Origin of the sequence: Lysinibacillus sp. NPDC097214, from assembly GCF_050277945.1 — a bacterium.
Lineage (GTDB): Bacteria > Bacillota > Bacilli > Bacillales_A > Planococcaceae > Lysinibacillus > Lysinibacillus xylanilyticus_B.
Map to the genome: position 1 here is coordinate 151,678 of NZ_JBNNSS010000004.1, position 26,121 is coordinate 177,798.

General features: G+C 35.4%; 22 protein-coding genes, 1 pseudogene and 1 other annotated feature. Of the genes and pseudogenes, 18 read left to right on the top strand and 5 right to left on the bottom strand.

Annotated features, from left to right (window positions below; genetic code table 11):
- Nucleotides 1-26 precede the first annotated feature (26 nt).
- From ACQKMI_RS10765 to ACQKMI_RS10785, 5 genes are all read left to right on the top strand, one after another.
- Nucleotides 27-188 (top strand): hypothetical protein, encoded by a 162-nt coding sequence (locus tag ACQKMI_RS10765; RefSeq protein ID WP_427488726.1) that lies wholly within the window; start codon nucleotides 27-29, stop codon nucleotides 186-188.
- A gap of 9 nt (nucleotides 189-197) precedes the next feature.
- Nucleotides 198-395, top strand: a complete 198-nt coding sequence (locus tag ACQKMI_RS10770; RefSeq protein WP_427488728.1) for a hypothetical protein — start codon at nucleotides 198-200, stop codon at nucleotides 393-395.
- On the top strand, nucleotides 382-516 hold the full coding sequence (locus ACQKMI_RS10775) for a hypothetical protein (RefSeq protein WP_427488730.1): 135 nt from the start codon (nucleotides 382-384) through the stop codon (nucleotides 514-516). The genes ACQKMI_RS10770 and ACQKMI_RS10775 overlap by 14 nt, the downstream gene beginning before the upstream one ends.
- Nucleotides 517-582: 66 nt before the next feature.
- Nucleotides 583-720, top strand: coding sequence for a hypothetical protein (locus tag ACQKMI_RS10780; protein ID WP_427488732.1), 138 nt, complete (start codon nucleotides 583-585; stop codon nucleotides 718-720).
- A gap of 149 nt (nucleotides 721-869) precedes the next feature.
- A complete protein-coding gene (locus ACQKMI_RS10785) occupies nucleotides 870-1,694 on the top strand; it encodes a copper amine oxidase N-terminal domain-containing protein (protein WP_427488734.1) in 825 nt (274 codons plus the stop codon).
- A 467-nt stretch (nucleotides 1,695-2,161) separates the two neighbouring features.
- Here ACQKMI_RS10785 and ACQKMI_RS10790 read toward each other — a convergent pair whose 3' ends face one another.
- A complete protein-coding gene (locus tag ACQKMI_RS10790) occupies nucleotides 2,162-2,407 on the bottom strand; it encodes a hypothetical protein (RefSeq protein ID WP_427488736.1) in 246 nt (81 codons plus the stop codon).
- Between the two features lie 172 nt (nucleotides 2,408-2,579).
- Here ACQKMI_RS10790 and ACQKMI_RS10795 point away from each other — a divergent pair, with 172 nt between their 5' ends.
- The 7 genes and pseudogenes from ACQKMI_RS10795 to ACQKMI_RS10825 all read left to right on the top strand — a co-directional run bounded on the left by ACQKMI_RS10795 (nucleotide 2,580) and on the right by ACQKMI_RS10825 (nucleotide 12,346).
- Nucleotides 2,580-3,062, top strand: coding sequence for a hypothetical protein (locus tag ACQKMI_RS10795; RefSeq protein ID WP_427488738.1), 483 nt, complete (start codon nucleotides 2,580-2,582; stop codon nucleotides 3,060-3,062).
- 180 nt (nucleotides 3,063-3,242) lie between these two features.
- Entirely contained in the window at nucleotides 3,243-4,019 is a 777-nt protein-coding gene (locus ACQKMI_RS10800; protein ID WP_427489320.1) for a putative protein N(5)-glutamine methyltransferase, read from the top strand.
- Nucleotides 4,020-4,369: 350 nt separating this feature from the next.
- Nucleotides 4,370-4,807, top strand: coding sequence for a VOC family protein (locus tag ACQKMI_RS10805; protein WP_427488740.1), 438 nt, complete (start codon nucleotides 4,370-4,372; stop codon nucleotides 4,805-4,807).
- A 1,440-nt stretch (nucleotides 4,808-6,247) separates the two neighbouring features.
- Nucleotides 6,248-8,131 carry an FAD-dependent oxidoreductase gene (locus ACQKMI_RS10810; RefSeq protein WP_427488742.1) on the top strand — a complete coding sequence of 628 codons (1,884 nt, stop codon included), beginning with the start codon at nucleotides 6,248-6,250 and terminating at the stop codon, nucleotides 8,129-8,131.
- Between the two features lie 158 nt (nucleotides 8,132-8,289).
- Nucleotides 8,290-8,509 (top strand) — a binding site (T-box leader).
- 133 nt (nucleotides 8,510-8,642) lie between these two features.
- Nucleotides 8,643-10,317, top strand: a pseudogene (gene argS / locus ACQKMI_RS10815) (arginine--tRNA ligase).
- Between the two features lie 171 nt (nucleotides 10,318-10,488).
- Nucleotides 10,489-11,661 carry a CynX/NimT family MFS transporter gene (locus tag ACQKMI_RS10820; protein WP_427488744.1) on the top strand — a complete coding sequence of 391 codons (1,173 nt, stop codon included), beginning with the start codon at nucleotides 10,489-10,491 and terminating at the stop codon, nucleotides 11,659-11,661.
- A 118-nt stretch (nucleotides 11,662-11,779) separates the two neighbouring features.
- The gene (locus tag ACQKMI_RS10825) at nucleotides 11,780-12,346 is read left to right on the top strand and encodes a DUF6434 domain-containing protein (RefSeq protein ID WP_427488746.1); all 567 of its coding nucleotides are present in this window, start codon (nucleotides 11,780-11,782) and stop codon (nucleotides 12,344-12,346) included.
- A gap of 221 nt (nucleotides 12,347-12,567) precedes the next feature.
- Here ACQKMI_RS10825 and ACQKMI_RS10830 read toward each other — a convergent pair whose 3' ends face one another.
- Both ACQKMI_RS10830 and ACQKMI_RS10835 read right to left on the bottom strand, forming a co-directional pair.
- Entirely contained in the window at nucleotides 12,568-13,497 is a 930-nt protein-coding gene (locus ACQKMI_RS10830) for a DMT family transporter (RefSeq protein ID WP_427488748.1), read from the bottom strand.
- Between the two features lie 183 nt (nucleotides 13,498-13,680).
- Nucleotides 13,681-14,418, bottom strand: coding sequence for an AraC family transcriptional regulator (locus ACQKMI_RS10835; protein WP_427488750.1), 738 nt, complete (start codon nucleotides 14,416-14,418; stop codon nucleotides 13,681-13,683).
- Nucleotides 14,419-15,002: 584 nt separating this feature from the next.
- Between ACQKMI_RS10835 and ACQKMI_RS10840 the strand changes: the two genes are divergently transcribed.
- The 3 genes from ACQKMI_RS10840 to ACQKMI_RS10850 all read left to right on the top strand — a co-directional run bounded on the left by ACQKMI_RS10840 (nucleotide 15,003) and on the right by ACQKMI_RS10850 (nucleotide 18,866).
- Nucleotides 15,003-16,106, top strand: coding sequence for a TcaA NTF2-like domain-containing protein (locus ACQKMI_RS10840; RefSeq protein WP_427488752.1), 1,104 nt, complete (start codon nucleotides 15,003-15,005; stop codon nucleotides 16,104-16,106).
- An 8-nt stretch (nucleotides 16,107-16,114) separates the two neighbouring features.
- Nucleotides 16,115-17,884, top strand: a complete 1,770-nt coding sequence (gene recQ, locus ACQKMI_RS10845) for a DNA helicase RecQ (protein WP_427488754.1) — start codon at nucleotides 16,115-16,117, stop codon at nucleotides 17,882-17,884.
- A gap of 466 nt (nucleotides 17,885-18,350) precedes the next feature.
- Nucleotides 18,351-18,866, top strand: coding sequence for a hypothetical protein (locus tag ACQKMI_RS10850; RefSeq protein ID WP_427488756.1), 516 nt, complete (start codon nucleotides 18,351-18,353; stop codon nucleotides 18,864-18,866).
- 166 nt (nucleotides 18,867-19,032) lie between these two features.
- Here the strand turns inward: ACQKMI_RS10850 and ACQKMI_RS10855 are convergent, their stop codons facing one another.
- Nucleotides 19,033-19,332 carry a VOC family protein gene (locus tag ACQKMI_RS10855; protein WP_427489322.1) on the bottom strand — a complete coding sequence of 100 codons (300 nt, stop codon included), beginning with the start codon at nucleotides 19,330-19,332 and terminating at the stop codon, nucleotides 19,033-19,035.
- A 1,490-nt stretch (nucleotides 19,333-20,822) separates the two neighbouring features.
- Entirely contained in the window at nucleotides 20,823-21,731 is a 909-nt protein-coding gene (locus ACQKMI_RS10860) for a LysR family transcriptional regulator (RefSeq protein WP_427488758.1), read from the bottom strand.
- Nucleotides 21,732-21,904: 173 nt separating this feature from the next.
- Between ACQKMI_RS10860 and ACQKMI_RS10865 the strand changes: the two genes are divergently transcribed.
- The 3 genes from ACQKMI_RS10865 (at nucleotide 21,905) to ACQKMI_RS10875 (ending at nucleotide 26,114) form a co-directional block, all read left to right on the top strand.
- The gene (locus tag ACQKMI_RS10865) at nucleotides 21,905-23,080 is read left to right on the top strand and encodes an acyl-CoA dehydrogenase family protein (RefSeq protein ID WP_427488760.1); all 1,176 of its coding nucleotides are present in this window, start codon (nucleotides 21,905-21,907) and stop codon (nucleotides 23,078-23,080) included.
- Between the two features lie 88 nt (nucleotides 23,081-23,168).
- The gene (locus ACQKMI_RS10870; RefSeq protein WP_427488762.1) at nucleotides 23,169-24,746 is read left to right on the top strand and encodes a class I adenylate-forming enzyme family protein; all 1,578 of its coding nucleotides are present in this window, start codon (nucleotides 23,169-23,171) and stop codon (nucleotides 24,744-24,746) included.
- A gap of 132 nt (nucleotides 24,747-24,878) precedes the next feature.
- Nucleotides 24,879-26,114 carry an MFS transporter gene (locus ACQKMI_RS10875; protein ID WP_427488763.1) on the top strand — a complete coding sequence of 412 codons (1,236 nt, stop codon included), beginning with the start codon at nucleotides 24,879-24,881 and terminating at the stop codon, nucleotides 26,112-26,114.
- The last annotated feature ends 7 nt before the right edge of the window (nucleotides 26,115-26,121 follow it).

A 26,121-nucleotide genomic window follows, 5' to 3' on the forward strand; every position in this document is an offset into this window, starting at 1 on the left:
ATGGGTAGGGAATGGGGTGATACGTATTGAATGAAAAAATATTAGATATCTTGAAAAAAGAAGCTAAAAAAAGAAATCAAGTTATGAGAGAAGTGAAGATGGAAGACGGAACAATATATTATACTTGCGGTGAATTAAATGTTAAAAGGTTAGCAAAAACTGCTGTAGCTTTGGCAATTGAAAGCTAAAAAAGGAGAATGTGTATGGTTAAGTATAAAGAATTTGAAGGCATGAAAGTGAAGACAATTCCAGTCGTAGAATCTATTGAGTATAACAATGATCCTATTGAAGCTAAAAAAAATGAAGAGATATTGAAGAAAAGTATTGTAAATATGTTTGTAAATTACTATAAAAATAATTTACATAAGAAGGAGGGTGTGAATGGGGATGAGTAGTAGAAAGGTTGAGGTTAGAGTAAGTCCTGAAATGAAAAAGCAACTAGAAAAGGAAATTCCAAAATTAATTTCAGAAGAAGCTTTGCGGAAATTAGCAAAAATAATATTTGAAAATTATTAAGTGTAAAGGATAGTAGGTTTCTACTATCCTAACTTATGAACATTAAAGAAATTAGGGGTATACTTGATGGGTAAAGTTGTTAAGAATCAAGATGTGTTAGATAAATTAAAAAAATTTTTAGATGAGAATATACAGAGAATAAATATAAAAGGTTTTCAGAAAGCAATTGATGAATACTCTAGTGACGACAAGAAAATAAAATAATTTTTTTATAGAGGGCTACTTGCCTTCTTTTTTTGCCTTTCTTAGTGCTTGCCATAATATCAATTTACACACGCCCATAAGAATAATTGTTCCCTTTAATGTATTTAATTGGTATAATTGCACTGATAATGTATGAGGGGGAGAATTAATTGAAAAAGTTAAGATTTATAATTCCATTGTTTTTTTGTTTGTTATTAGGATTAGGCATTAATAACGTTAGTGCATCACTGGGAGTATCAATTTACATAAACGGTGAGAAACAATCATTTAGTAATCAAGCGATAATAGAAAACGGTAGTACATTAGTTCCATTAAGAGGTATTTTTGAATCACTTGGTGCTAATGTCCAGTGGAATCAATCTACTCAAACAATTGACGCTTCAAAAGGTAACACAAAAGTATGGCTGAAAATAGGTTCAAAAAATGCTAAAGTAAATGGTAATACAGTAAATTTATCAGTTCCAGCACAAGTTAAGAATGGAAAAACTCTTGTTCCACTTAGATTTATTAGTGAGTCATTAGGGGCAAATGTACAATGGAATCAAAAAACTCAAACGGTAACAATTACTGGAGATTCAAATACTGGAAAAACGGAAAAAGAAAAATTGGAAATTCCAACTTTAAAAATTGGCGAGACTTTTTCAGATGATCAAGTAGAAGTTACAATTAAAAAAGTGGAATATGTAGATGATGTTAATAAGGGATTTAATGTTTATTTCTCTGTAACTAATAAATCTGAAAAGCCGTTAATATATCCTGGTGGATTACAATTTAAAATTAATGAATCTAAATATGAAGAAGAATTGAATCGAAAAGGATATTCACATCATTTTGATTCAAAAGGATATATTTACAAAGGGGAAACAACGGAAGGACATTATCAGTATCTCTTTGACAAAGATATATCAATTAAAGAAATAGAATATAACACAGGGATTGTTAATTATCCTAAAGCAAAGTGGATTGTTGAATAAATAATTAAGTCACCTTTTGATAGGTGGCTTTTTTATTTGCCTTTCATTTAGATTAAGTACTTGATGAAAAATAGGTGAGTAGTGTATAGTTTTAGTTAAAGAAGGTAATAGAATTTTATTCTTACTTTTTCATATACCTAAAACGTATTAAATATAGATTTGAACCACGATATATCTACCTTTCTTCGTAAAATGGTTTTAGTAAACAAAGTTTATTGAATTTTATATTTACGTCTTCAAATAGTTTACGATCGCCATAGCGAAGACCTACATTACTTACTTGAATCATGCAAGTTCCTCCTTTTTTCACAATGGCACTAGTATATCATGAAATATGTACCATAGTCTATAAACATTATTAAATCAACGTTTGGCGTTATTCAAACAATGAATTACCTCAGCTTTCTGCCGTGCCACCTGTATCTATTATTGAATAAAGATCTTGATTCTTTCAAAACATGTCCATGTTAGAGTTGCGGCTTTACTACAAAAATGGCTTTCAATGTTGCTTTTTCTGTTTTAAAACCGCTTTTTTCTTCTTTCGGCGTTTTTTCGAAGCATTGCAGAAATATCCATAGTTTTTCTAAATTAGAATCGGAATAGTAATCCCATCGAGGGTGTTCAAACAAGTGACAGCGGATAAAGGCTAGGAATAACTTAGTTGGTCCTACACATTCTGAAAAACTACCAGCTTTAATCTTTCTTTCATGCATTTTTAGAAAGTGCTTAAAAGGTACAGATGAAAAAGTATGTTATTACATTATAAAGCTTGACGGGGCTGTTAACTAATGGCTTTTTCTAAAAGGTTGTTGCTATTCAACTAACGAGGCAGGATAGTGGAGTAAGCTGTATACTAAATACAGTTTGTAGAAAGAGGGAAGATAGATGTTTTTTATAAAGCGAAAATTTATTAAAAGTGACATAAAGTATATGGCGGAACTGTTGTATCAAGATGTATCTCCTGAAAAATGGGACCAAGAAAACCTTACAAAAGATAATTTAAATTTTTCAATTGAAAGTGTTCGTTTGGTTGATGATTATGCTGATAGGTTAATGCATACAGAATTTGGACAGCAACTATTAAAAGAACATCCAGATAATTTTCCTGTACGAATTGGAGTCTATTTAGGAGAAGTTATTAAAAACTTTACTAACGGGCAATTTAATTGGTTTGAATTTAATTCTATCCAAGAAAATACGATTCATTTAAATAACTATCTGATGAGTGTAGAAGACGAAAGTGTTCTTTACTCAAAAAAATTAGATAAAGTAATATGCCCGATTTATGAAACTATTCAATATCTTAATGGAAAATCTAAATATAAAACTCTTTTAAACTATGTAGACGAAGTGATAAAAATTCAATAAAGAAGCGAATATAAGCTTTATTGAACTATCGGGGGCGATTGTTCAATTAGAGCAATCGCTTCTTGGGCTACCAAGCAGTTTAATTGAAGAAGGACATTTATTATAATTTCTAGAATAAAAAGATAAATAACTTGGATTAAGGAAGCGGTGAGATTAATAGCACAGAAAATCAATTTATTTATAGATAATAAAACTGAACGAAGCATAATCAACAGACTACGGAGTGAGGGTTGTGTCTTCGCTGAAGAAGAAACACAGTTACTTATCTCTGAGGCTAGAAGTATAGAGGATTTAATGGAAATGGTAGAAAAACGAGTAAGTGGTTTACCGCTTGAATACGCGCTTGGGTTTACGAAGTTTTGTGGGCTACGAATAGAAGTAGAACGGGGAGTTTTTATACCACGACGACGTACGGAGTTTTTAGTTCAGCAAGCTAAAGTTTTAATCCGCCCATATGATATTGTTTTGGATTTATGTTGCGGGTCTGGTGCTATTGGTGCTGCAATTGTAACCGACCTTAAAAAAATTATATTACACTCCGTTGATATTGACCCCGTTGCTGTACGATGTACTTCCCGTAACATAACTAAGATTGGTGGCCATGTTTATCAAGGTGACTTATATGGTGCATTATCCGATTCATTGAGAGGTCGAATGAACATCGTAGTGGCTAACGCACCTTACGTTCCTTCTGATTCAATAAAACTACTTCCCCAAGAAGCACGTTTATATGAACCAAAAGTGGCACTTGATGGAGGGGTGGATGGACTAGACCTTCAGCGAAGGGTAGTAGAAAAGGCTTCTCACTGGCTTGTTCCTGGAGGACATCTATTGATAGAGACGAGTGAAATTCAGGCTACTCAAACTTCGGAAATTTTTGCCGATGTTGGGCTAATTACCAAAATAGCTAGAGATGATAAATTAGATGCAACAGTTGTTATTGGAAGAAATCCTTAAACTACCGATGGCATGTAAATTCGAAAATAATCCCAAATCTTTGTTCCTATAGGTGTGCGTTGATCCAAGAATGATTAACGTACTTTTTTGTTGGAATTATTGAACGAACGGGGCAGTATTGTTGAATAATCAATGGGAAACATTAATAAAAAATAGGTGGAAAGTATATGAATAATTATCCCTAATTGACACCGTTATGGAAATGGGAAGGAATTTAAAAATAATTTAATACAAAATTAGTTAAATGATTCTTTTCTTCACTGTTATTATTATATTAATCGTCCCTTTGTTAATACTAGAATTTGAATACAGGATATTGCAAAATAACAGGAACATAGGAGGTATGAAATTTGAAGATCCAAAGAATAGATCATGTGGGAGTAATCGTAAATGATCTCTCTGCCGCCAAAGAGTTTTTTCTCGATTTTGGACTTGAGGTGAAAGGGGAATGGGAAATGGAAGGAGAGTTGATGGGATATGCAGTTGGGCTTAATGACGTTAAAGTAGCGTGTGTAGGATTGGGAATGCCAGACGGTCAGACATGGATAGAACTAATCAAATTTTATACGCCGTCAGATGAAAACGATAATCAGCAATCCCTTGCAAATACACTGGGTATCCGACATATTGCATTTACTGTTGAAAATATTGAAGCTGTTGTTGCCAAATTGAAAAAGAAGGGTACGGAAATCTTTAGTGAGATACAGCAATATGAAGAAAGTTATAAATTATGCTACATTCGTGGTCCAGAAGGAATTATTTTGGAGTTGGCTGAGGAAATCAAATAAGTAATGTTAATTAAAATGAAAGTACGACTCTTTGTTACTTTCTATTTTTTAGTTTGTGAAGAAATGTACTTAAACTCCCATGAAAGAACTGGAATCTTCTTTCATTTTCTGTGGTGAAGTGCTGATTTTTGCGCTTCATGGATGGCTAACGGGTGGTTAATTTAATAAGCAAATAATAAAAAATAGAACTTCCGCTTTTATGGGATTTCTATTTTTTACTTAATATCAACATTAAAATTTAAAGAATTTTCTTTTACATGCGGAGAAGATTTTCCTACGAATTAACTTTTGCTACTATGTCAATTAAAGAAGAAGTTATTGTAGAAATTAATCGAGGGAAAATTTTAAAAATTTACATATGCGAATTCGTTATTTAAGTTTTTCTTATATGCCCTATACACACTTGACATTTAAACCAACTGATGGGGAATTTGCAGATAAAGAACATTATTTGATGAAGTGGACAAGATAAAATCAAGATTGTTGAGTTGCTTAGGCAACTCTTTTTTCTTGTTCAACTAACGAGTAGCTATAGTTAAATATTCAAATTACGAAATATCAAACATAAAAACAGAGTTGAATCTACATATTTTGTAGATTAACTCTGTTTGTGCAATCTTTGAGAAAATAGCCTAACTAAAAGAGGAATTGTCCAAGGTTGTCTTAGCTTTACAAGAAATTATGTGGAAGAGGATTTCTTAAAAGTAAAATATTATCTTTAAAATTGTTTAGGATATGATAAGTAGTACAAACAGTTGCAAATACATTAATGTTTGTTTTGTTGAGGGATATTTGAAGGCTGTTAAACGTTTAATATATTTTTGTGGAGGACAAAGTACATAGAGAGCGTCTGGTACCATTTAAATAACCAGTAAAATGATAGTCTATCATTTGTTTCTATTGTAGTTTGATTTTTCATCACAATAAAACAATCATAAAGACCTACAACAATTTTATAGGTTCTGGTTGCTTCCTTGCTACATAATCGACTAGAATGATTATGTATCTTTTTTGTTTTAGGTTATACATACATATTTATTGTTTCTTATGCTCTTTATGCATTTGGATAGTTTTTAAAGTTGATATTCTGCTATTCCAACTCCAACGTTCCACCTCTTCGAATATCAGTATAGGTAACTGTCAGTAGAAGACTATTATTCATCATATTTTCATGCCGCACCGTCCAGAAATGGTACACTTGTTATAGGAAATGAAAACCTTTGAACTCGTCAGGCTAAGAAGGATTCAATTTTTCCTACTGCATGAAAACTATTTTGAAGAGTACCTAGACTGTAACGACCTACTTGGTTTGCTACAAATTCACGTTGAAATGTAAAGCCGTTAATAACTATATAAATATGTCATGTCAACTTTTTCAAGAGATGAGCATGATTAAAAACAAGAAATGTATATGGAAATTTTATCTATTGGAGGTATATTATGGGTAAGGGCTTGATAAGATCAGCCATGTTAATAGTAGTCATTGTACTAGGGATAGGAAGCTATTATTTTATAACAGAAATAAGAAGTGAAATGGCACATAAAAAACTTCTGGAAAACTATAAAAAGCCAATTCCGAATAAACTAAATGAAGAATATGATGTAATTGTCATTGGTGGAGAACCAGAAGGGGTTGCTGCTGCAGTATCATCAGCTCGTAATGGTGCAAAAACACTTTTAGTAGAAAAGCGTGAGGAATTAGGAGGGTTATTTACGTATGGAATGCTCAATTTCCTTGATATACCTCGAAATGACGCTAAACGACCAGTCAGTATGGGGATTTTTAAAGAGTGGCATGATCATGTTAGAGGGAAAGATGCATTTGGAATTTTAGATGCTAAGGCAGCTTTTAAAAAGCTTGTCGATGATGAACCAAATTTAACGCTTTCTGTACAAACAGAAGTCGTTAATGCCAATCTTGATGCGAACAGAATAACATCAGTGAAATTAAAAAATAAATATGGTACGTATGATGTGAAAGGCAAGGCATTCATTGATGCTACACAGGATGCTGATTTTGCTGCAATGTCAAAAGTTCCTTTTTTCATGGGTGGAGAAGATATTGGCATCAAGGATAAAAGAATGGCTGTTACCTTAATGATTCATTTGAAAAATGTTGATTGGGTTAAGGTGAAGAAAGCAGCTCACTCAAATACTTTTGGTGGTGCACACCTAAATGATTCAGTCATGTGGGGGTTTACAAAGCTACATGATGACTATAAGCCAGTACAAGAAGGTACGAGATTACGAGGCTTGAATTTAGCAAAAGTAGATGATGAATATTATATTAACGCTTTACAAATTTTTGGAATCGATGGATTGAATGAAAGTTCCAAACAAGAAGCAATCGAAAAAGGCAAGAAAGAGACAGAACATATTTTACACTATTTGCAAAAGAAGTTTCCTGGCTTTGAAAAAGCAGAAATTGTGAGTTATCCCGAAGAACTATATGTTCGCGAAACAAGACATATTTGGGCAGAATACCAATTACCGATGTCTGATGTTTGGAAAAATAGTGATCATTGGGATAGCATTGGTTTGGCTGCGTATCCAGTTGATGTCCAAGCGCAAACGCCTCAAGATTATGGATACGTTATTTCGGCTCCAGAACAATATGCCATTCCTTTCCGTTCTTTAGTACCTAAAAAAATCGATGGCTTGCTTGTTGTAGGTCGTTCTGCAGGTTATTCATCGCTTGCAGCGGGAAGTGCACGTGTCGTTCCAACGGGTATGGTGACTGGAGAAGCAGCGGGAGCAGCGGCAGCATTAGCAATTAAAGACAACGTAACCTTTAGAGCAATGAGCAAGAACAAAGAGCTCATCAATACCTTAAGGGAAGATTTAAAAAAACAAGGGGCTCTTGTAGATCCATTTAATAAGGATTATCCTTATAAAGATGAATGGTATGATAAATCCATTCAAACATTAATCAATTACGGGCTAGTTGTCGGTGGTTATTCGAATGACTTATACGTTGAAGATGCAGCAACAAAGATTAAGTTTGCGAAAATGCTAAAAGAGGGCATTCAACGTGTTAGTCCTGAGAAAATGAAAGCTCTAGGCGAGAAGCTAGATATCGTTATCTATAAAGTTGCTAATAAAGAAAGTGACCCAATTACAAGAGATGAAATCGCAGAATTCTTGGCGGAAGTATTAGTAGGTAAGTCAAGTGATAACAACTGGGATGTATTGATTGAAAAAGGGGTTATCAGTGAAAAAATAGCAAAAAGATTTACTGAAAACAAGAAACTTAAATTAAAAGAGATGTATGCCATTATGGCTGATGTCATCCGTTACGTAGAAAAGGAACATTCCCACTCATAAGTGGGGGATGTTCCTTTTCCTTATAGTTACAGGCATTAATGTTGTAGGTTATCGTAATATGCCCTAACACCGAAAGTGCTTATCAATACGATAATTTTAATATCAAAAACACAGTTGACTAAAAAAAGGAACTCCTGTAGAATATTTTGAAAATATAGTTAAATTCAAAGATAAAGAGAGTAGTTTATGGAGCAACTGGAAAGCGAATTAGGGATGGTGTGAGCCTAATACAGAAGCCATAAATGAAACGCACTTTGGAGAAGTTTCTCGAATTAGTAGTAGAGAATATCGGGGAGTCACCCCGTTAACAACTGAAAGTGGTCATATTATATGGCAACTAGAGTGGTACCACGGGATAACTATGCTCTCGTCTCTATTTTAGAGACGGGGGCTTTTTTTTATCTTCATTCAGTATGAATTGAACGTACACAATTCAAAATCCGGACGCATTGTTTATCTGCGCGAAAGCGGGAATTTCGTCTCGGCGTAATTGATTATTTTAGAGAGGAGAATGAACATGAATACACAAATCGCGAAAAGTATTGCTGAGGCTTTAAATAACGAGCTGTCTGTTATTGAAATTCAAAATTTATTGGAGAAACCGAAAAAATTGGACTTAGGGGATTTGGCATTCCCGTGCTTTACGCTAGAAAAAAAATTAAGAAAATCCCCTCAAACTATCGCTTCCGACATAGAAAACAATTTAAGCTGTGATTGTATACAAGAAGTTCAAGTTGTAGGTGGTTATGTCAATATATTTTATCATCAGCCAACGATTACTCAACAAGTGCTTAGCCAAATCGTAAAAGAAAAAAATTTATATGGGACCAAACAGGAGTCAAAAGGGAATGTAGTGTTGGATTTTTCTTCACCTAATATAGCGAAGCCTTTTTCTATGGGCCATTTACGTTCTACAGTGATTGGCAATGCTTTGGCTAACATTGCCGAGAAGAATGGCTACAAAGCAATTCGCATTAATCATTTGGGTGATTGGGGAACACAGTTTGGGAAATTAATCGTTGCTTATCAAAAATGGGGAGATCAAAAAACGATTGAAGCTGCCCCAATAGAGAAACTGCTAAAAATTTAAGTTCCATGAAGAAGCGGAGCAGGATGATTCACTAAATGAACAGGCACGTATCGCATTTAAAGCATTAGAAGATGGGGATGAAGAGACGTTAGCTCTTTGGCAATGGTTCAGAGATGCATCACTCGAAGAATTCAAGAACATTTACGAACTGCTTGGAATTAATTTTGATTCATTCGCTGGGGAAGCGTTCTATAATGACAAAATGGCTGCTGTTATTAAGGAATTGGAAGAAAAAGAACTGCTTGTGAAATCTGAGGGTGCTCATGTTGTTGAAATAGACAATATGCCTCCATGCTTAATGACCAAAACGGACGGTGCTACGCTCTATGCTACACGTGATTTAGCAGCTGCTTTTTATCGTCAACAACAATATGACCCTAAAAAATCATTTTATGTTGTAGGGCATGAACAATCACTTCATTTTAACCAATTATTTAAGGTCATTGAGAAGATGGGATATGATTGGGCAAAAGACTTGCAGCATGTACCTTTTGGGATGATTCTAAAAGATGGTAAAAAAATGTCGACGCGTAAAGGGAAAATTGTTTTATTAGCAGATGTTCTAACAGAGGCGATTGCTACGGCTAAGCGAAATATCGAAGAAAAAAATCCAAATCTAATGGATAAAGATAGCGTCGCACATCAGGTTGGTGTAGGAGCGGTCATTTTTAATGATTTAAAAAATGATCGTCTTCATGATATTGAGTTTTCCATTGAACACATGATGAATTTTGAAGGCGAAACAGGACCATATATTCAATATACGAATGCACGTATTGCATCTCTTTTGGAAAAAGCAGATGAACATAGTTATGAAGTATCTTTCGAAGCATTAGGTGAGCAAGCATGGCCTGTTATTTTATTACTGGAACAGTTTCCGAAAGTAATTGCTAGCGCCTTTGAAGAAGCAGATCCATCACAAATTGCTAAATACGCTTTACAATTAGCGCGTCAATTTAATAAATATTATGCGCAAAATAAAGTATTGATCTATGACAGCCAAAGAAAATCAAGATTGGCATTTTGTTTATGTGTATCCATTGTGTTAAAAGAGTCGTTAGCACTGTTAGGTATTGCCGCACCTAAAAATATGTAAGGACGATTAGCGTATCTACGACATGATACTAGCTACATTCGGCAAATATTAGTTGCCATGAAATTGACCGTTCAAAGAAAAAATGGTAAAAGGATATAGTGAGAATTCAAAGGTTTACCATATTTCGTTGAATTTTTAACCGTATAAATAGAGAGAAGGTTTTTAGAAAGTATGGAGAAAAAGAAATGGCGTGTTTCCATAGTACTTGTGGTTGTTTGTATTTTCTTGGTTGCGCTCAATATGCGCCCTGCAGTCACAGGAATAGGACCACTATTTAATGTACTTTTAGAATCACTCCATATATCAAATACGAAAATGAGCTTTTTAACATCTATTCCTGTGTTTTGTATGGGACTCTTTGCACCATTCGCAGTACCATTACAAAGAAAACTCGGGACAAAAATGGCTATTACGCTCTTATTAATCATCCTAACCATTGCAAATGGCTTACGCTTTTTACAAGAAAGTTATGTACTGCTTGTAGTCACAAGCTTTGCGGCAGGATTTGCCATTGCCCTTATTGGACCTATATTAAATGCCTATATCAAGAAAAAATTCCCGACCCGTTTTACTACGGTGGTAGGTATTTATTCATTTGGAATAGGAACAGGGGCAACATTGAGTGCGGCACTAACATTACCATTTTATACTCATTTTCATGAGAGCTGGACGATGGCCCTTGGTTCTTGGGCAATTCTTGCTATCATTGCTCTATGCATATGGATCCTGACAATACAAAATCAAGAGCTACCAGAGACAGCTGTATGTACGGAAAAAGTAGCACGAAATCCGTGGAAAAATGTCCGTGCTTGGACTATTTTAATTTACTTTGGCTTACAAACATCTTTGTTCTTCTCAATGATGTCCTGGTTAGCACCGATGTTACAGGATAAGGGTTTTTCCCTTGGTGCTGCAAGCTCTATGCTAACATTTATGTCTATTGTACAAATGATTGGGAATATTTCGGTTCCCATACTAATGGAAAAATGGCCAAGTCGAATCGGTTGGCTTATCTCTTTAGGGGTCTTTGGCATTATTGGCTTTGTGTTGCTATGGGTAGGCTCAGGGACTTTGTTATGGATTGCGGTATTCATTATAGGTATCGTATTAAGCGGCTTATTTCCAATCGGTTTATTGTTACCATTGGATGAGGCAAGAAATGACGAGGAGGCAAATAGTTGGTCATCTATGGTGCTTTCAGGCGGCTTCATGATAAGCGCCATTATCCCTATACTAATCGGCTATTGCTATGATGTGACTGGTAACCATACATTTACCTATGCAATTTTTATTACATTAATGCTAGGCATTATAGCTACTATCCTTTTTCTTAAGAAAAAATAATGTGGAGACATGCGCGAATGTACGCGCATGTTTTTTTAAAGACTGTTTTCGTTATTGTTTTTGCTAAATGAGAACGATTGTTCTGCAATGTGACATAAGTAATATGGAGGTGTAATTTATGAGACCTAATCTAACGAAAGATATAAGTGTAGAAAGTTTTAACGATTACTATTGGTTAAAGGAAGAATTGCAATCTTTTTGTAGAGAAAACGGAATAAGTGCTTCTGGTTCTAAAATAGAGATTTCTAATAGGATTGAAACATTTCTTCAGACAGGGGAGATTAAAAAGCCTGTCAGAAAATCAATAGAGAAGAAGATCGAAAAGCAAGTAGATTTAAGTCTTGATACAGTCATTACAGAAAATCATCGTTGTAGTCAAAATGTAAGGGCGTTTTTTAAGACAGTAATTCCTAAATTTCATTTTTCTACCTATATCCAAAACTATTTTAAAAACAATGTTGGAAAAACTTATCGCGATGTCGTAGACGCATGGGATAAGGAGGAAGAACGGAAGAAAGACCCTACATATAAGAAAAACATTGCACCTCAATTCGAATATAACCAATTTATTCGTGACTTTTTTTCTGACCCGAAAAATCAAGGGAAAAGTCGTGAAGAAGCGATTGAAGCTTGGAATAAAATCAAGAAACTACCTGGAAACAATAAATATACGTCGAATAATTAGTTGATACTTCCGTAATTTATGGAGAGAAGTAGAGACGCTCATAGGTACTACAATTTAGGTTACTTTAATATAAAGTTTGATCAGATTGATATTAATAAACCTGATAAATGAACAAAAAATAGCGTGTTTGAAAAAAGATTGAACCAAACACGCTTTTAATAAATCCAATTTAATCATTTCTGTGCCCTAATTCAATCTAATTGGTAAGCACTAGCCAAATCTTATTTACCATTTTTCCTCCTTGAATCATGACTAAATCTTCGGATTCTATTTGGGCGTTTTTTGATAGGGAGGATGGCTATATTTCCTGAAAATAATAAGCCCATTACCACAAATACTGTTGCTGTAATATCAAACATAGTAATAGATTCATTTAAAAATATTGCAGCTAATAGATATCCAAAAATTGGCGTCATAAATAGCCAATTGTTAGCCTTAACCGCATCCTGTTTCAACAGATAAAACCATAGTAACATTGTGCCAATTGAAATAAAGAACACCAACCAAATTAACGAACCAAGCAAATTATAATCCAATTTTAAAAAAGTATTTTCTTTTTCGAGAATATAAGTTATAGGGATTAAAATAACTCCACCAATAGACACTTGCCAAGTATTAATGACAATCCCCGGAAGATGTAAATTAATTTTTTTAAAATAAACACTTCCAATCGCCATTGATCCCATTCCTAGTCCCAAAATAATCAATCCATTTACACTAGCCTCACTAGTTGTGATAGATGGCCATATGCCAATTAACAAGCCAAATGCTGCGATGACCATTCCTATCCATTCTTGTAAACTTACTCTCCGTTTTAACCATATGGAGGACAGGAAAGCAACTACAAAAGGGTTTGTTGTAACAAATAAATTAAATAAGCCTGCTGATACATAATTCAATGCCCAAAAGGTTGCACCCAGATAAATTGTTGTATTTAATAACCCTAAAAAAATTAATGGGATCCATTCCTGTGCCCGAGGCCAAGGATATTTTTTATTGAACAAATAAACATAAAGAAATAGTAAACCTCCAGCGATCAGAAAGCGAGTAGTTGCCAATACCAAAGGCGTGGTAGAGTTTAAGCCAAATTTTGTAGCTATTGCTGCAGATGACCATAAAAGTGTAAAAAATAAACCTAAAACTGTTTCCATCTTTTTGCTCCTTTTAAATGAAGTAACTTCTCAAAAAAAGAACCGTGATTACAGAAAGAACCACAGGTATCAAGAAGTAACTTGGCCTTTAACCAAGTCCATATTAAAATTTTACAAACATCGGATAACAATTTTTAACTGAAATTCAGAATAATTTTATCCGAATTTCAGTATTTGCTTAGTTTATACCAATTTATTAGGGGTATTTTCTCTATATTTTTTTCGAAATTGGCTTGGTGTTTTGTCCTCATATTTTTGGAATAAACGTGTTAAGGAAGATTGATGTTCAAAACCTACTTGAATTGCGATGTGTAAAATGGGTAAATCTGTATCCCGTAGCAATTCTTTTACTTTATTCAAACGAACTTCCTGTATATATACTGAAGGGGATTTCCCAGTTTCTTTTAAAAACCAATCCGAATAATATGTACGATTGTAATGTTCAAGTGAAGCCAGTTTATTTACCGTAATATTCTCATTGTAATGTTCGTGAATATACCTAATAGATTTAGGTTGTTGTTCTTGAAGTAAATAATGTGAAATATAGGGGTATAGGTCTTTAAGAGCAGAACACTGTAAAGATTGTTTATCGATTTCATTCAGGATAAGATACCGAATTCCTTTCCATTGATTATCTAATTTGAAGGAAATTCCTTTATTATATAGGTTTCTACTAGTTAGCATAAAATGAGGAATATCTAAAACCAAAAACTCGTTACGTACAGCTGAATGAAAAGTATGATTACACTCAGGAGGAATAAAAAATAATGTTTGGTGGTCTAGTTGAATATCCTGTGCCCCTGCTTTAATATACAGTTCTCCTTGGAGAGGCAAAATTAACTGAGCATAACAATGGGAATGAGTGTTTTGGTTACGTGTATAGGTTCTTCTTTCTGCTACAATTTCTTTAATCTCTTCCATTTTCAATTCCTCCTATCTTGCTTTAGGGTTAGTCAATAGCCCTTTAATAGAACAATTAATTGTCATTCAATAGTTTTTTAATCAATCTTTTTATTCAAATGTTCTTTTCCTTTTCACTAAAAAAGCCCTTTAGATAACCATATCCAAAGAGGTAAGACGGTGCAACTTTTTATATTCGGTACGAATTTATTTAAAATCCGCATAAAGATAGGATTTATAGTTAATTAAAAATATGGCAGGTATTTTAAAATAGAGATGCTTTTATGACAAATAGAAAGGAATTTACGTCAAGCAAAACTAGAAAAAGATGCTTTAGTTGAAGAAGATAGTCAAACCAGAAGCAACAATCTTTGAGAAAACAGTCTTTTTTTATAACATTTTATCCGCATAGTATAAGTCGTTTTTCATTGCAAAGCTAAAAAAGAGTCGTTTTTTATAGGTAAAACGAATTTAATAAAAAGTAGGAGCGGTATTTTTATAATATGGATTTATTAATAATATTATTATGTAAACTTGAAACGTAGAGTAACCTTGTTTATGATAGAATAGGAATATGTATAATAGAAGAAAGTTTTGGTGAACGTATGTGGAAAAAGATGCTCATTCTTGGAGCAACAACTTTACTTTTAACGGGCTGTGGCAATGAAACATTTGCAGAGGTGGTTCAAAGTAAAAAGACCGATGTGAAAACGGGAAAGGCTGTAACGAAGCAGCAAGAGAAAATTGTACCGGAAGTAAAAGTAGTTGGGGAGAATGGAATCGGTGCAGGGATTATTATCAAAAAAGAGGACGGTAAGCTGTATATTGTGACGAACGGGGCGCTCGTGGCTTCAAAGCCAACTGCGCTTGTACAATTTAATAATGATAAACTGATGGAAGCTGAAGTGCACTATTTATCGACAGCTTATAATATAGCTATTTTGGAAGTACCATATCACGTATCGGTAAAGGTGCCGACCGTCTATAATGGAGAATTAAATCAGCAAGCTGTTTATGTCGATAGCTTACCATACATCATTCAAAAATATAGTGACCGAGTAGCAGCTTATTACATAGATGCAGAACAAAATACACGTATTGGGAGTCCTGTTCTAGACGAGGAGAATGGTGAACTAGTGGGCATCTATTTTAAACGCAAGGAAAACGGTGTATCACAGCCGTTTATACTGCCATTTAAAGATATTGTGATGTTATTGGATGAATGGTGTGAAGGTGGTATGAAGCCAAGTAATCGACTAGCTCAAGCCAAAAATTTGTACCCGTATATAGAACAGGGAGACAAGGAAGCAGTCCAGCAAGCAATTGATCAATATGGAAAGAACATTTTTGCTGTTAATGCCGATGAAATAAAAGTGTTTTTAGATTCATTTCATAAGCAATTAAAAGCAGCCGTTGACGTTCATGATGCTAATGTCTTGAAATCTTTCATAGGTACAAACGATTTACAAAGCACCTTGGATAATATGATTGCCTATTACGCTTCCAAAAATGCGCAAATTTATTTTTCCAATACGACGATTAAAAATATCAACATGGAAGGACAAACTATTGTTGTTCGTGCCAAAACGGAATATGTTCTAACAAATTCTACGGGTCAAGAGGCACTTGCGAACTCTATGATGGTATATGAAATAAATAAAAATGAACAAGGCGAGTATCAGCTTATTCGTCTAAAAACTGAGGAGTGAAAAGTTGGATGGAGCAAGCAAGACAAATGCTACAACATCATTTTGGCTATGATTCATTTCGCAATGGACAGGAACCAATTATTGAACAAACATTACGAGGTCAATCAAGTCTTTGTGTGATGCCAACTGGCGGAGGTAAATCAATTTGCTATCAAATTCCGGCGCTCATGCTAGATGGCCTTACAGTCGTCATATCCCCTTTGATTTCTCTGATGCAAGATCAGGTAGAAGCATTACGTGCTGCAAATATTCCAGCCGCGTATATAAACAGTACCTTAACCGTGCAAGAAGTGAATGAAACGATCCAACTTGCAAGTGCGGGTTATTTAAAGCTTCTTTATATAGCGCCAGAAAGATTAGAAAGTGCAACATTTTTACAAGTATTATCGAATTTATCTGTACCTTTGATTGCTGTGGATGAAGCACACTGTATATCTCAGTGGGGGCATGATTTTAGACCAAGCTACCGAGCAATCCAAAAATTATTTACGTTGTGGCCGCAAAAACCAACTGTCTTAGCACTTACTGCTACAGCTACACCAGCTGTTTGTGATGATATTAGACAATTATTAGACATTGACGAGCAATCAACTGTCATTACCGGTTTTTCACGCGACAATTTAGCTTTCTCTGTGTTAATCGGTGAAAACAAAGAGCGCTACATTAAAAATTATTTAATGAAAAATAAAAATGAAGCGGGCATTATTTATGCGGCTACACGGAAGGCTGTAGACGCGATCTATGAGCAGTTAAGTCGTTCGGGCGAAGCTGTTGCAAAATACCATGCGGGACTATCAGAGGACATGCGTATGTCAGAGCAAGAGCGCTTTTTAAAAGATGAGGCGCGCATTATGGTAGCTACCAATGCATTTGGAATGGGTATTGATAAGAGTAATGTACGCTTCGTCATTCATTATCAAATGCCGCGCAATATGGAGAGCTATTATCAGGAAGCGGGACGTGCAGGGCGTGACGGCTTACCAAGTGCTTGTATATTACTGTATGCATCAGGTGATGTTCAAACACAGCGCTTTTTAATTGAACAGACGCAGGATGAAACACGGATTGCACAGGAATTAGGAAAGCTGCAAACGATGGTGGATTATTGCCATACAGAAGGCTGTTTACAAAATGCCATCTTAACGTATTTCGGCGAAGTACCGGGGACGCCTTGTAGCCGTTGTAGTAATTGCAATGATGGACGAGAAGTGAAAGATGTGACGGTAGATGCACAAAAGGTGTTAGCCTGTGTCGTAAGGATGGGGCAAAAATTCGGTAAGACGATGGTAGCCCAAGTGTTAATAGGCTCCAAAAATCAAAAGGTCACTGAATTTGGCTTTGCAAGGCTGTCTACCTATGGCATATTAAAAGGGCAATATTCATCAAAGGATGTCTCAACCTTTATTGAGTTTTTAATTGCTGAGGGCGTTCTTGCCGTTAAACATGGCACGTTTCCAACCATTTATGTTTCAGAGGAAGGCAAAGAAGTTCTACTCGGGAATCAACAAGTCATGAGAAAAGAAGCTGTTACTGTGCGTAAGCTTGTAGACAATGATCCGTTATTTGAGCATTTACGATTATTACGTAAAGAGATTGCAGATGAGGAAAAGGTACCACCATTTGTTGTGTTCTCTGATAAAACATTACGTGATTTATGTGACAAAAAACCGAATGAGCTAGAAGATTTACGACATGTTAGTGGGATTGGTGAAGTAAAATTCGAAAAATATGGCGAGCGTTTCTTCGATGCTCTGCAGTCTTTTTTGAAAACAGTTTAACTTCTTTCAGCAAAGTGTTTTCGTAGCGAAAGTGGAACGACAGCTATAACAGTCTTTTGTAACGAAATTGCCAATACAATTACAGAAGTCTCCCACCGCTATTTGTGGTTAAATGAATGCAGTTTTAAGTCACTTTTCAGTGTGATTCCAAACAACTGCTGAAATAGAGGAACTCAGGCTAAGAACTTCACATCCTGTGAAAACGCCTGAGAGACCGACATCGTGTCGACCTAAAGCCTCCGGACACAATTATGCCGAGGCATAATTGATAGTGAAAAAGGGAAGTGCTTAATTCAACAGAATTAGGCACTTCCTTTTTATTTATGGTTGTTTTCTCCAAAATTGTTGCAGTAAATCAGAAAGCCATTTTCAAAAAAATGTTGTTGCTATGCAACTAAAGAGGCATAAAACTAAAACATCGATAACAACTAAGGGTGTTTATGGTAAAATTTTGTTGGAGGGGAGAATGAAATTGAGTGAAAAGAAAAAAGTGCTATTTCGAATTTCCATATGTTTGAACATATTTCTTATCGCAATTGTAGCTTGGGGAATTATAAAAATGAATTTTGTTAAAGAGCAAGTTCTCGTTACGGAAGTACAGCGTAATTTAGTAGAACTGGAAGGTTTAATAGCAAATCAGATTGATGATAATTGGTCAGAACCCAATTTGGTTACAACTGAATTAGGAGATGTATTGAATGGAATTTGGCTTGGTATGACTACTGGAAAGCAATTGGGAACGCTTTCTAAAAGTAACAACGACATTCTGGAACTTTTATATTCTAAATTAAATCAATATCCTAATGATGAATTATATAGATTTGTAGATTTAACCGAAGAGGATAAAAAGAATTTTGAAGAGTTGCGGGAAACACTTCGCGAAGTAGGATTAGGATTAAATAATACTATAAGTCCAGATATGGATTCCTTTATAGATCAAGCAGAGACATTAAACGAAAAAATTAAATACCCATTATATTAACATTTACTTGATATTGGGCTAAAGGATGCTTTAGTTTCGAACTATAAAAAAACAGAGTTGTTTCTACGCATTTTTGTAGATTAGCTCTGTTTTTTGTTGTCCTTCGAGATTTAGTTTAGCAACAATTTTTAAGAAAACAGCCTTATTTATAATGTATTACAAACCGCTATTTCTCCCAAAGCTCGATTAGTCGACCTTCAGGATCTTTAATCCAAATAAACTTTCCGAATTCACTAATCTCTTTTTCCTTTTCAAGAGGTACAACAATTTGTTCAAGATGCTTAATAGTCTCGTTTAGATCATGGACCTGGAAATTTAACATCACTTGTTGTTCTATTGGAAAGTAACTGTCATTTTCGTTGAAGAATGAAAAGATCGTCTCATTTCCTAATTCGGGTTTAATCACAGTCCCATTCCAATTTTCTATTTCCATCTTCAACACTTCACTGTACCATTTCTTGTGCAGATATTGGGCTTTTTATCGTCAAATTTATATTAGATTTTCCGAAATATTGGCGGTACCTATAGTAGTAACAAAACAAAAACAAAAAACCCGGAATAAATATTCCGGGCTTGATTCTCACTTACTTATAGTGCTCCATGACACACTGCCTCGCTTCCGCATTGATCTTAAAATTTTTAAGAAACCGTGCTTTAGCTGCATTCAGCTTTGATGGTCCTTCTGAGTTACCGGTCAGCCCTACTCATCGGGTTAACCCTCCTTGTCATTGGATTTGAAAGTGAAATCTTAAATAGTATAGACCGTTCATTATTTTCTATACACGTTTTTAAAAAGGAGAAAAATCCAACGGCTATACTTATACTGCGGCATAAATGCGTCCTAAATCGCCTTAGACCCGCAGATGTTTTTCGCTCGAAAGAGAGGCGACAGCAACAGATGTTTTTTTGCGCGAAAGCAACAACGTGGTGTCAGTTTGCCATTATCGTATGAAGAATAACTAAAGAGGGGATAAAATAAAAAAATAACCCGGAATATTAATATTCCGGGTTTGATTCACTTACTTATAGTGCTCCATGACACACTGCCTCGCTTCCGCATTGATCTTAAATTTTTAAGACAACTGTGCTTTAGCTGCATTCAGCTTTGATGGTCCTTCTGAGTTACCGGTCAGCCCCACTCATCGGGTTAACCCTCCTTGTCATTGGATTTGAAAGTGAAATCTTAAATAGTATAGACCGTTCATCATTTTCTATACACGTTTTTAAAAAGGAAAAAAATCCAACGGCTATACTTATACTGCGGCATAAATGCGTCCTAAATCGCCTTAGGCCCGCAGATGTTTTTTGCGAGAAAGCAACAACATGTTTTTGTCTGTGCGGAAAGCGAAGCGAAAGCAACAACGTGGTGTCAGTTTGCCATTATCGTATGAAGAATAACTAAAGAGGAGATAAAATAAAAAAATAACCCGGAATATTAATATTCCGGGCTTGATTCACTTACTTATAGTGCTCCATGACACACTGCCTCGCTTCCGCATTGATCTTAAAATTTTTAAGAAACTGTGCTTTAGCTGCATTCAGCTTTGATGGTCCTTCTGAGTTACCGGTCAGCCCCACTCATCGGGTTAACCCTCCTTGTCATTGGATTTGAAGTGAAATCTTTAATAGTATAGACCGTTCATAATTTTTTATACACGTTATTTTTAAAGCTTTTCGATTTTAAAGAGATAAATGATAAGCCGTTATTAACCATAAGCTTCAAAGTAGAAAAATCCCTTGATTATATAAATAATTGTTTGTTTTAAACTGACGATTAATGTATCAAGCATATAAAAAATGCCGAGTCCTTGTATTTGGGAACTTTGGTTTTTTTCTAATTTTGAAATAACATTTCGAACGAGCCCATGACCAGTATAGACCCTGTTTTTATCGAGAAATAATATCCTTAAATTTAAGGAACCAAAATAAAGGCTCCTTAAATTATTTTGTAATACGTTATTCTAACTTGGAGATATTAAATTTGAGGTATTTTAAAAATTCTCGAGCTGCCAATGAAAAATGCTTTTTCTTTGATCGTACCCATCCGAAAGATCGTTGATGAGATTCGAAATTTATTAACGGAATCGGGATAATGTCTCCATTATTAACATAATGATCATCTTTTAATGCTATATCCATCAAAAAGCTTATCGCTAAACCTTCTGCAACGGCCTTTTTAATGACTTCGGTATTGTTAGATGTAAATAAAATATTCATTGGTCCGTATTTATTCATAAATGTAGAAATGGAATCTTTCCATATTACCCCATCATACATCACTATTGTTTCATTTATTAACTCCTCAGGCGTTATATAATCACTGAATGCATATGGAGAATGTTTGTTGACGCATACCATGATTTTGCCCTCTAATAAGACTTCAAAAATTAGCTCTTCATGTGCGCTCCAATCGATTTCATCAAGCATAGCTAATCCGATGTCAATTCTCCCTTGGATAACATCTTCAATAATTTTTGGTGACTTTTTTTCTGTCATGAGAATACGAAAGTTAGGATATTCATTTTTAAAGTTTGATAACGTTCCTAGTAAAATTGGCAGAAAGAAGCTAGGGCTGGCCGATAAATTTAATTCTCCGTTTATTAATGATGCTTGCTCTTGTGCTTCTTCCTGTAGTTCTTCAAGTTTCATGACAATTTCATACGCTTTTTTAATAATGTTTTTACCCTCTGCGGTTGGCAGGGCGCCTAACCGTGAACGTGTAAACAAATGAATGCGTAATTCTTGCTCTAAACTGGTAATTGCCTTACTAATGGTAGATTGAGAAACATGAAGATTTTGGGCAGCGACGGAAATCGAACGTGTTTTAGCTACTTCAACAATATATTTTAATTGCTCTAAATGCATAACGTTACCCCCTTAGTATGAATTTAATTCAAGTGTATATGATATATTACCATTTTACTTTACCTACAGCCATATATAAAATAACCATTAAGAATATTAAAAGTATTCTGAAAATCTTATAAATGAAACCGCTTTCTAATTTAGGAAGAATGTGTTTTGGAAAGGAGTAAAGTATGCATGGAACAGTACAAATCGAGAATATTCAACATTTAAAAGAGAGGTTACTTGAGTTCATTTACAACGAATTGTTACCGTTTGAAAGTGAACATGAAATTGATTCAGAACAAGAGATTCCAATGGAACACATTAAATGGGTCAGAAAGCGATCAAAGGAGCTTGGGTTTTATGGTATCAACCTTCCTAAGGAGGTAGGGGGACAGTCACTTAGCCTAAAAGGGCTATGTATCCTAAAAGAAGAACTGGCAAAATCAGGGGCGGCTTTATGGGGGCATGTTTTAGGTGAAATAGGGGGACCTTTACGCATTGGTCAGATGTTAAAAATATTTACTCCGGATCAATTAACAAGGTATGTAATGCCAGTGATTAATGCTGAAGCGGGATGTTGCTTTGCATTATCAGAACCTGGGGCAGGATCTGACGCCCGTGCCATTCAGACCACGGCAGTTCGCGAAGGTAATAACTATATATTACATGGTAAAAAGCATTTTATTAGCGCTGCTCCATATGCAGATTGGGCTATTGTTTTGGCAAAGGAGATTGTGGAGCCAGCTAGTGAAAGCGTAACTGCTTTTATTGTAGAGAAACAATTAGAGGGAAGACCAGGTTTTGAATTAGGAAACATTCAGGTTCCAATTTCCGGAGAACGGAGCACAGCCGAGCTAATCTTTAATCATTGCCGAGTGCCATCTGCCAATATTCTTGGTCAACAGGGCAAGGGGTTGATGCTCGGACTCGGCAGAATAAATGAAAATCGGGCTTCTTGGGGAGCTACATACCTTGGGGTAGCACAGCGACTACTAGACTTATCTATTGATCATGCCAAACAGCGGATTCAGTTTGGACGACCAATTGGAGATTTTCAAGCAATTCAACATATGTTAGCGGAAATGGCAACTGAAATATACGCGGCACGTTGCATGCTCTACGATGTGATTGAAAAGATTGATCACGGTGAAGATATAAGAGGAAGTGCATCGATGGTTAAATTGTATTCCTCTGAGGTTGCTAATCGGGTTGCTGACAAGGCAGTTCAAATCTTTGGCGGACAAGGGTTAATGAAAGGGCACCCTGTTGAGAAAATGTACAGAGACGTACGTATGTTTAAGATTCTGACTGGTACATCTGAAATTCAGAAAAATATGATTGCTAAGGAATTACTGAATAAATAAAAAGAAAGAATGACTCATTCGATTATAAAATCGAGGTTTCAAATTGAAAACAACTATTTTTATATTTTACTAGGGAGAGGAAGTTTTTATGGATACTTTAACTTTTCAGGCTTTTCTGTTCAATAGTATAAACAAATTTGATTATCAGCCAGCACTTACTTGTGTTGATACAAATGTAACTATCTCTTACAGAGAATTAAGGGTTAATGTTGAGGCGGTAGCAAGCCAACTATTACGTCTTGGCGTACAGATTGGAAGGAATGTTGCAGTTCTGATTCCAAATAGTATTGAAAATGTTGTATATAATCTAGCTGTAAGTTTATGTGGGGCAACTGTTGTCCCATTAAATGATAAGTTGGGTGTTAGAGAGATTGAGTTTATTTTGAGTGATGCCGAGCCCCAAGTTGTTATTATGGCAACTCAGAAGCATGTAGAATCTGTCCTTAACTATCAAAAAGAGACAGGTAAAAACAATGTAACAGTTATTGGTCTGCCAGGTTTTGGTGTTGAATACCCAGACGAATTTTATTCTATTGATTTAGATGATAAAAAATGCAGCGTAGCGTTCCCTATTGCCTCGTTAGATGACTTAGCAATTATATCGTACACCGGTGGTACAACAGGGACGCCAAAAGGGGTCATGCACTCTCAACAGGGCTTTGGTGCATCACTCATGGCTTCATGTATGGAATATCCTTACGATGACCAAGACAAGGTTTTGTTTTGTACACCCATTATTCATGCTGCAGGTGTGTTACTACAGAGGTCATTAGCATCGGGATGTCATGTATATATCATGAAGGCATTTCATCCAGAAGTATTTATGCAGATTGTACAAACAGAACGGATTACGAGCACTTTTGTAGTTCCAACTATTATTTACCGATTGATAGATGAGGCTAAGAGAAGAAGCTATGATGTCAGCTCATTGCGTAATATAAACTATGGTTCCTCACCCATCTCTTCAGTACGTCTAAAAGAAGCACTTGAAATTTTTGGACCTATTTTTAGACAGCAATATGGGATGACTGAATGCAGTATTGTGATTGCTAGACTTACAAAAAGCGATCACCTTTTTGCTTATGAGAACAATCTTGATGTATTAAAGAGCTGCGGAAAACCGTGTATGCTCAGCAAAATTCGCTTGGTTGATGATAATGGGCGAGACGTGAAACCATTGCAACCGGGGGAGATTGCTGTCAAAACCCCTTCTGGCTCCGTTGGTTATTACAAAAGACCAGACCTGACAACAGAAGCTTATCGGGATGGCTGGTTCTTTACGGGGGATATTGGAAAACTGGATGAACACGGATATCTTCATATTGTCGAACGTAAAAAGGATTTGATCATTTCTGGCGGTTTTAATGTATACCCTGCTGAATTAGAAAGGATCGTGAATCAGCATCCTAAGGTGGCGATGAGCGCTTGCATTGGCATACCACATAACGATTGGGGTGAAGCGGTCTGTATATTTGTTGTACTGCGTAAGGGTGAAACTTGTAAGAAGGAAGAATTAATCGAGTTTTGTAAAGAACGTACTTCAGTTTATATGGTTCCAAAAGAGATCTTTTTTGAGACGTCTTTACCGTTAACAATGCTAGGGAAGATTGATAAGAAAGAGCTGAGAAAACCTTTCTGGGAAGAAACAGCACGTTCGGTAAATTAGAAAGATGCATAATGGAAGCCCTGATAAATGGTATTTTTGAAATTTGTTAAGTTTGGTTACGATTATGACCATTAAAGGAATACCGCAAAGGGGAAGAATCTATAGCGATACTTCAAAAAGGAGTGAATCAAAATGAAAGTATATGCTTCTGATAAGAGGCGTAAATCTATTATTATCATTCTACTATTTATTGGAATGGTATTAAGTTACATTGATAAAACATCAATGAATGTAGCCATCATTCCAATTCAGAAAGCTTTGGACCTTAATTCTTTTGAATCAGGTTTGGTTTTAAGTATTTTCTTTTTCAGTTACGCTCTGATGCATCCAATAGGAGGGTGGTTTACCGATAAGTATGGTGCACGAAAGGTGTTGGTCTTTTCCATCTTAGGATTTTCGCTTTTTACTGCACTTACAAGTCTTGCCTGGTCATTTACTTCACTACTTTTAATTCGTTTCCTGTTTGGTATAGCAGAAGGTAGTGTCTTTCCTGCCAGTATGAAATCGATTTCTGACAACTTTGGCGAAAATGAAAGAGGAAGGGCCAGTTCATTCTTTCTATCTGCACAAACAGCAGGTGGTGTCATAGGTTCCGTTGCAATAGGTTTCTTGTTGGTTTCTTTTGAGTGGAGATGGATGTTTGTCAGCATTGGAATTCTAGGAGTTTTTATAGCATGGGCCAGTTGGATCTTTCTGAAATCCCCAGAAGATAACCAAATAAACAATAAGGAACAAAATAAAAATAAGATTCCTTACAAAATGGTATTTAAAACCAATAATTTTTGGAATTTCTTTTTTACGAAATTTTTTTCTAATATGGTGAATTGGGGAATGATTACCTGGATGCCTTCTTATTTGGTAAGTAAAGGTTTGGACTTGTTATCTGCAAGTGTCTTGATGGCCATTCCCTATGTTGCTTCCTTTATCATGTTTAATGTAAGTGGCTTGATTTTAGATAAGTATATGGCTGGAAGAGAAAAATACCTAGCAATGGGAGGATTACTATCTTCCAGTGTCTTTCTATTTTTGATGTTTAATGCAACATCTGTCGCTCTTGGGATTGTTTATTTGACCTTCAATGCTATTTCCATCTCGTTTATCGGAACATCATTATACACAATGATTATAAAGTATTCAGGTAAGGAATTAACGGGGTCTGTGACAGGATTTGTTTCCTTTGGCGGACAGATTGCCGGGGGGATTTCACCAATGGTCATTGGGTTTGTTCTTACTATTTTCAACGGATCTTATACTGCTGTTTTTTGGTTTTTAATCGCTACTGCATTGGCAGGGGCAATTGCAGCACTAACGATTAGAAATAAAGGTAAAGAATCAAAAGAAGATGTGCTTATAGAGCCTTCTTTTTAATGAAGGA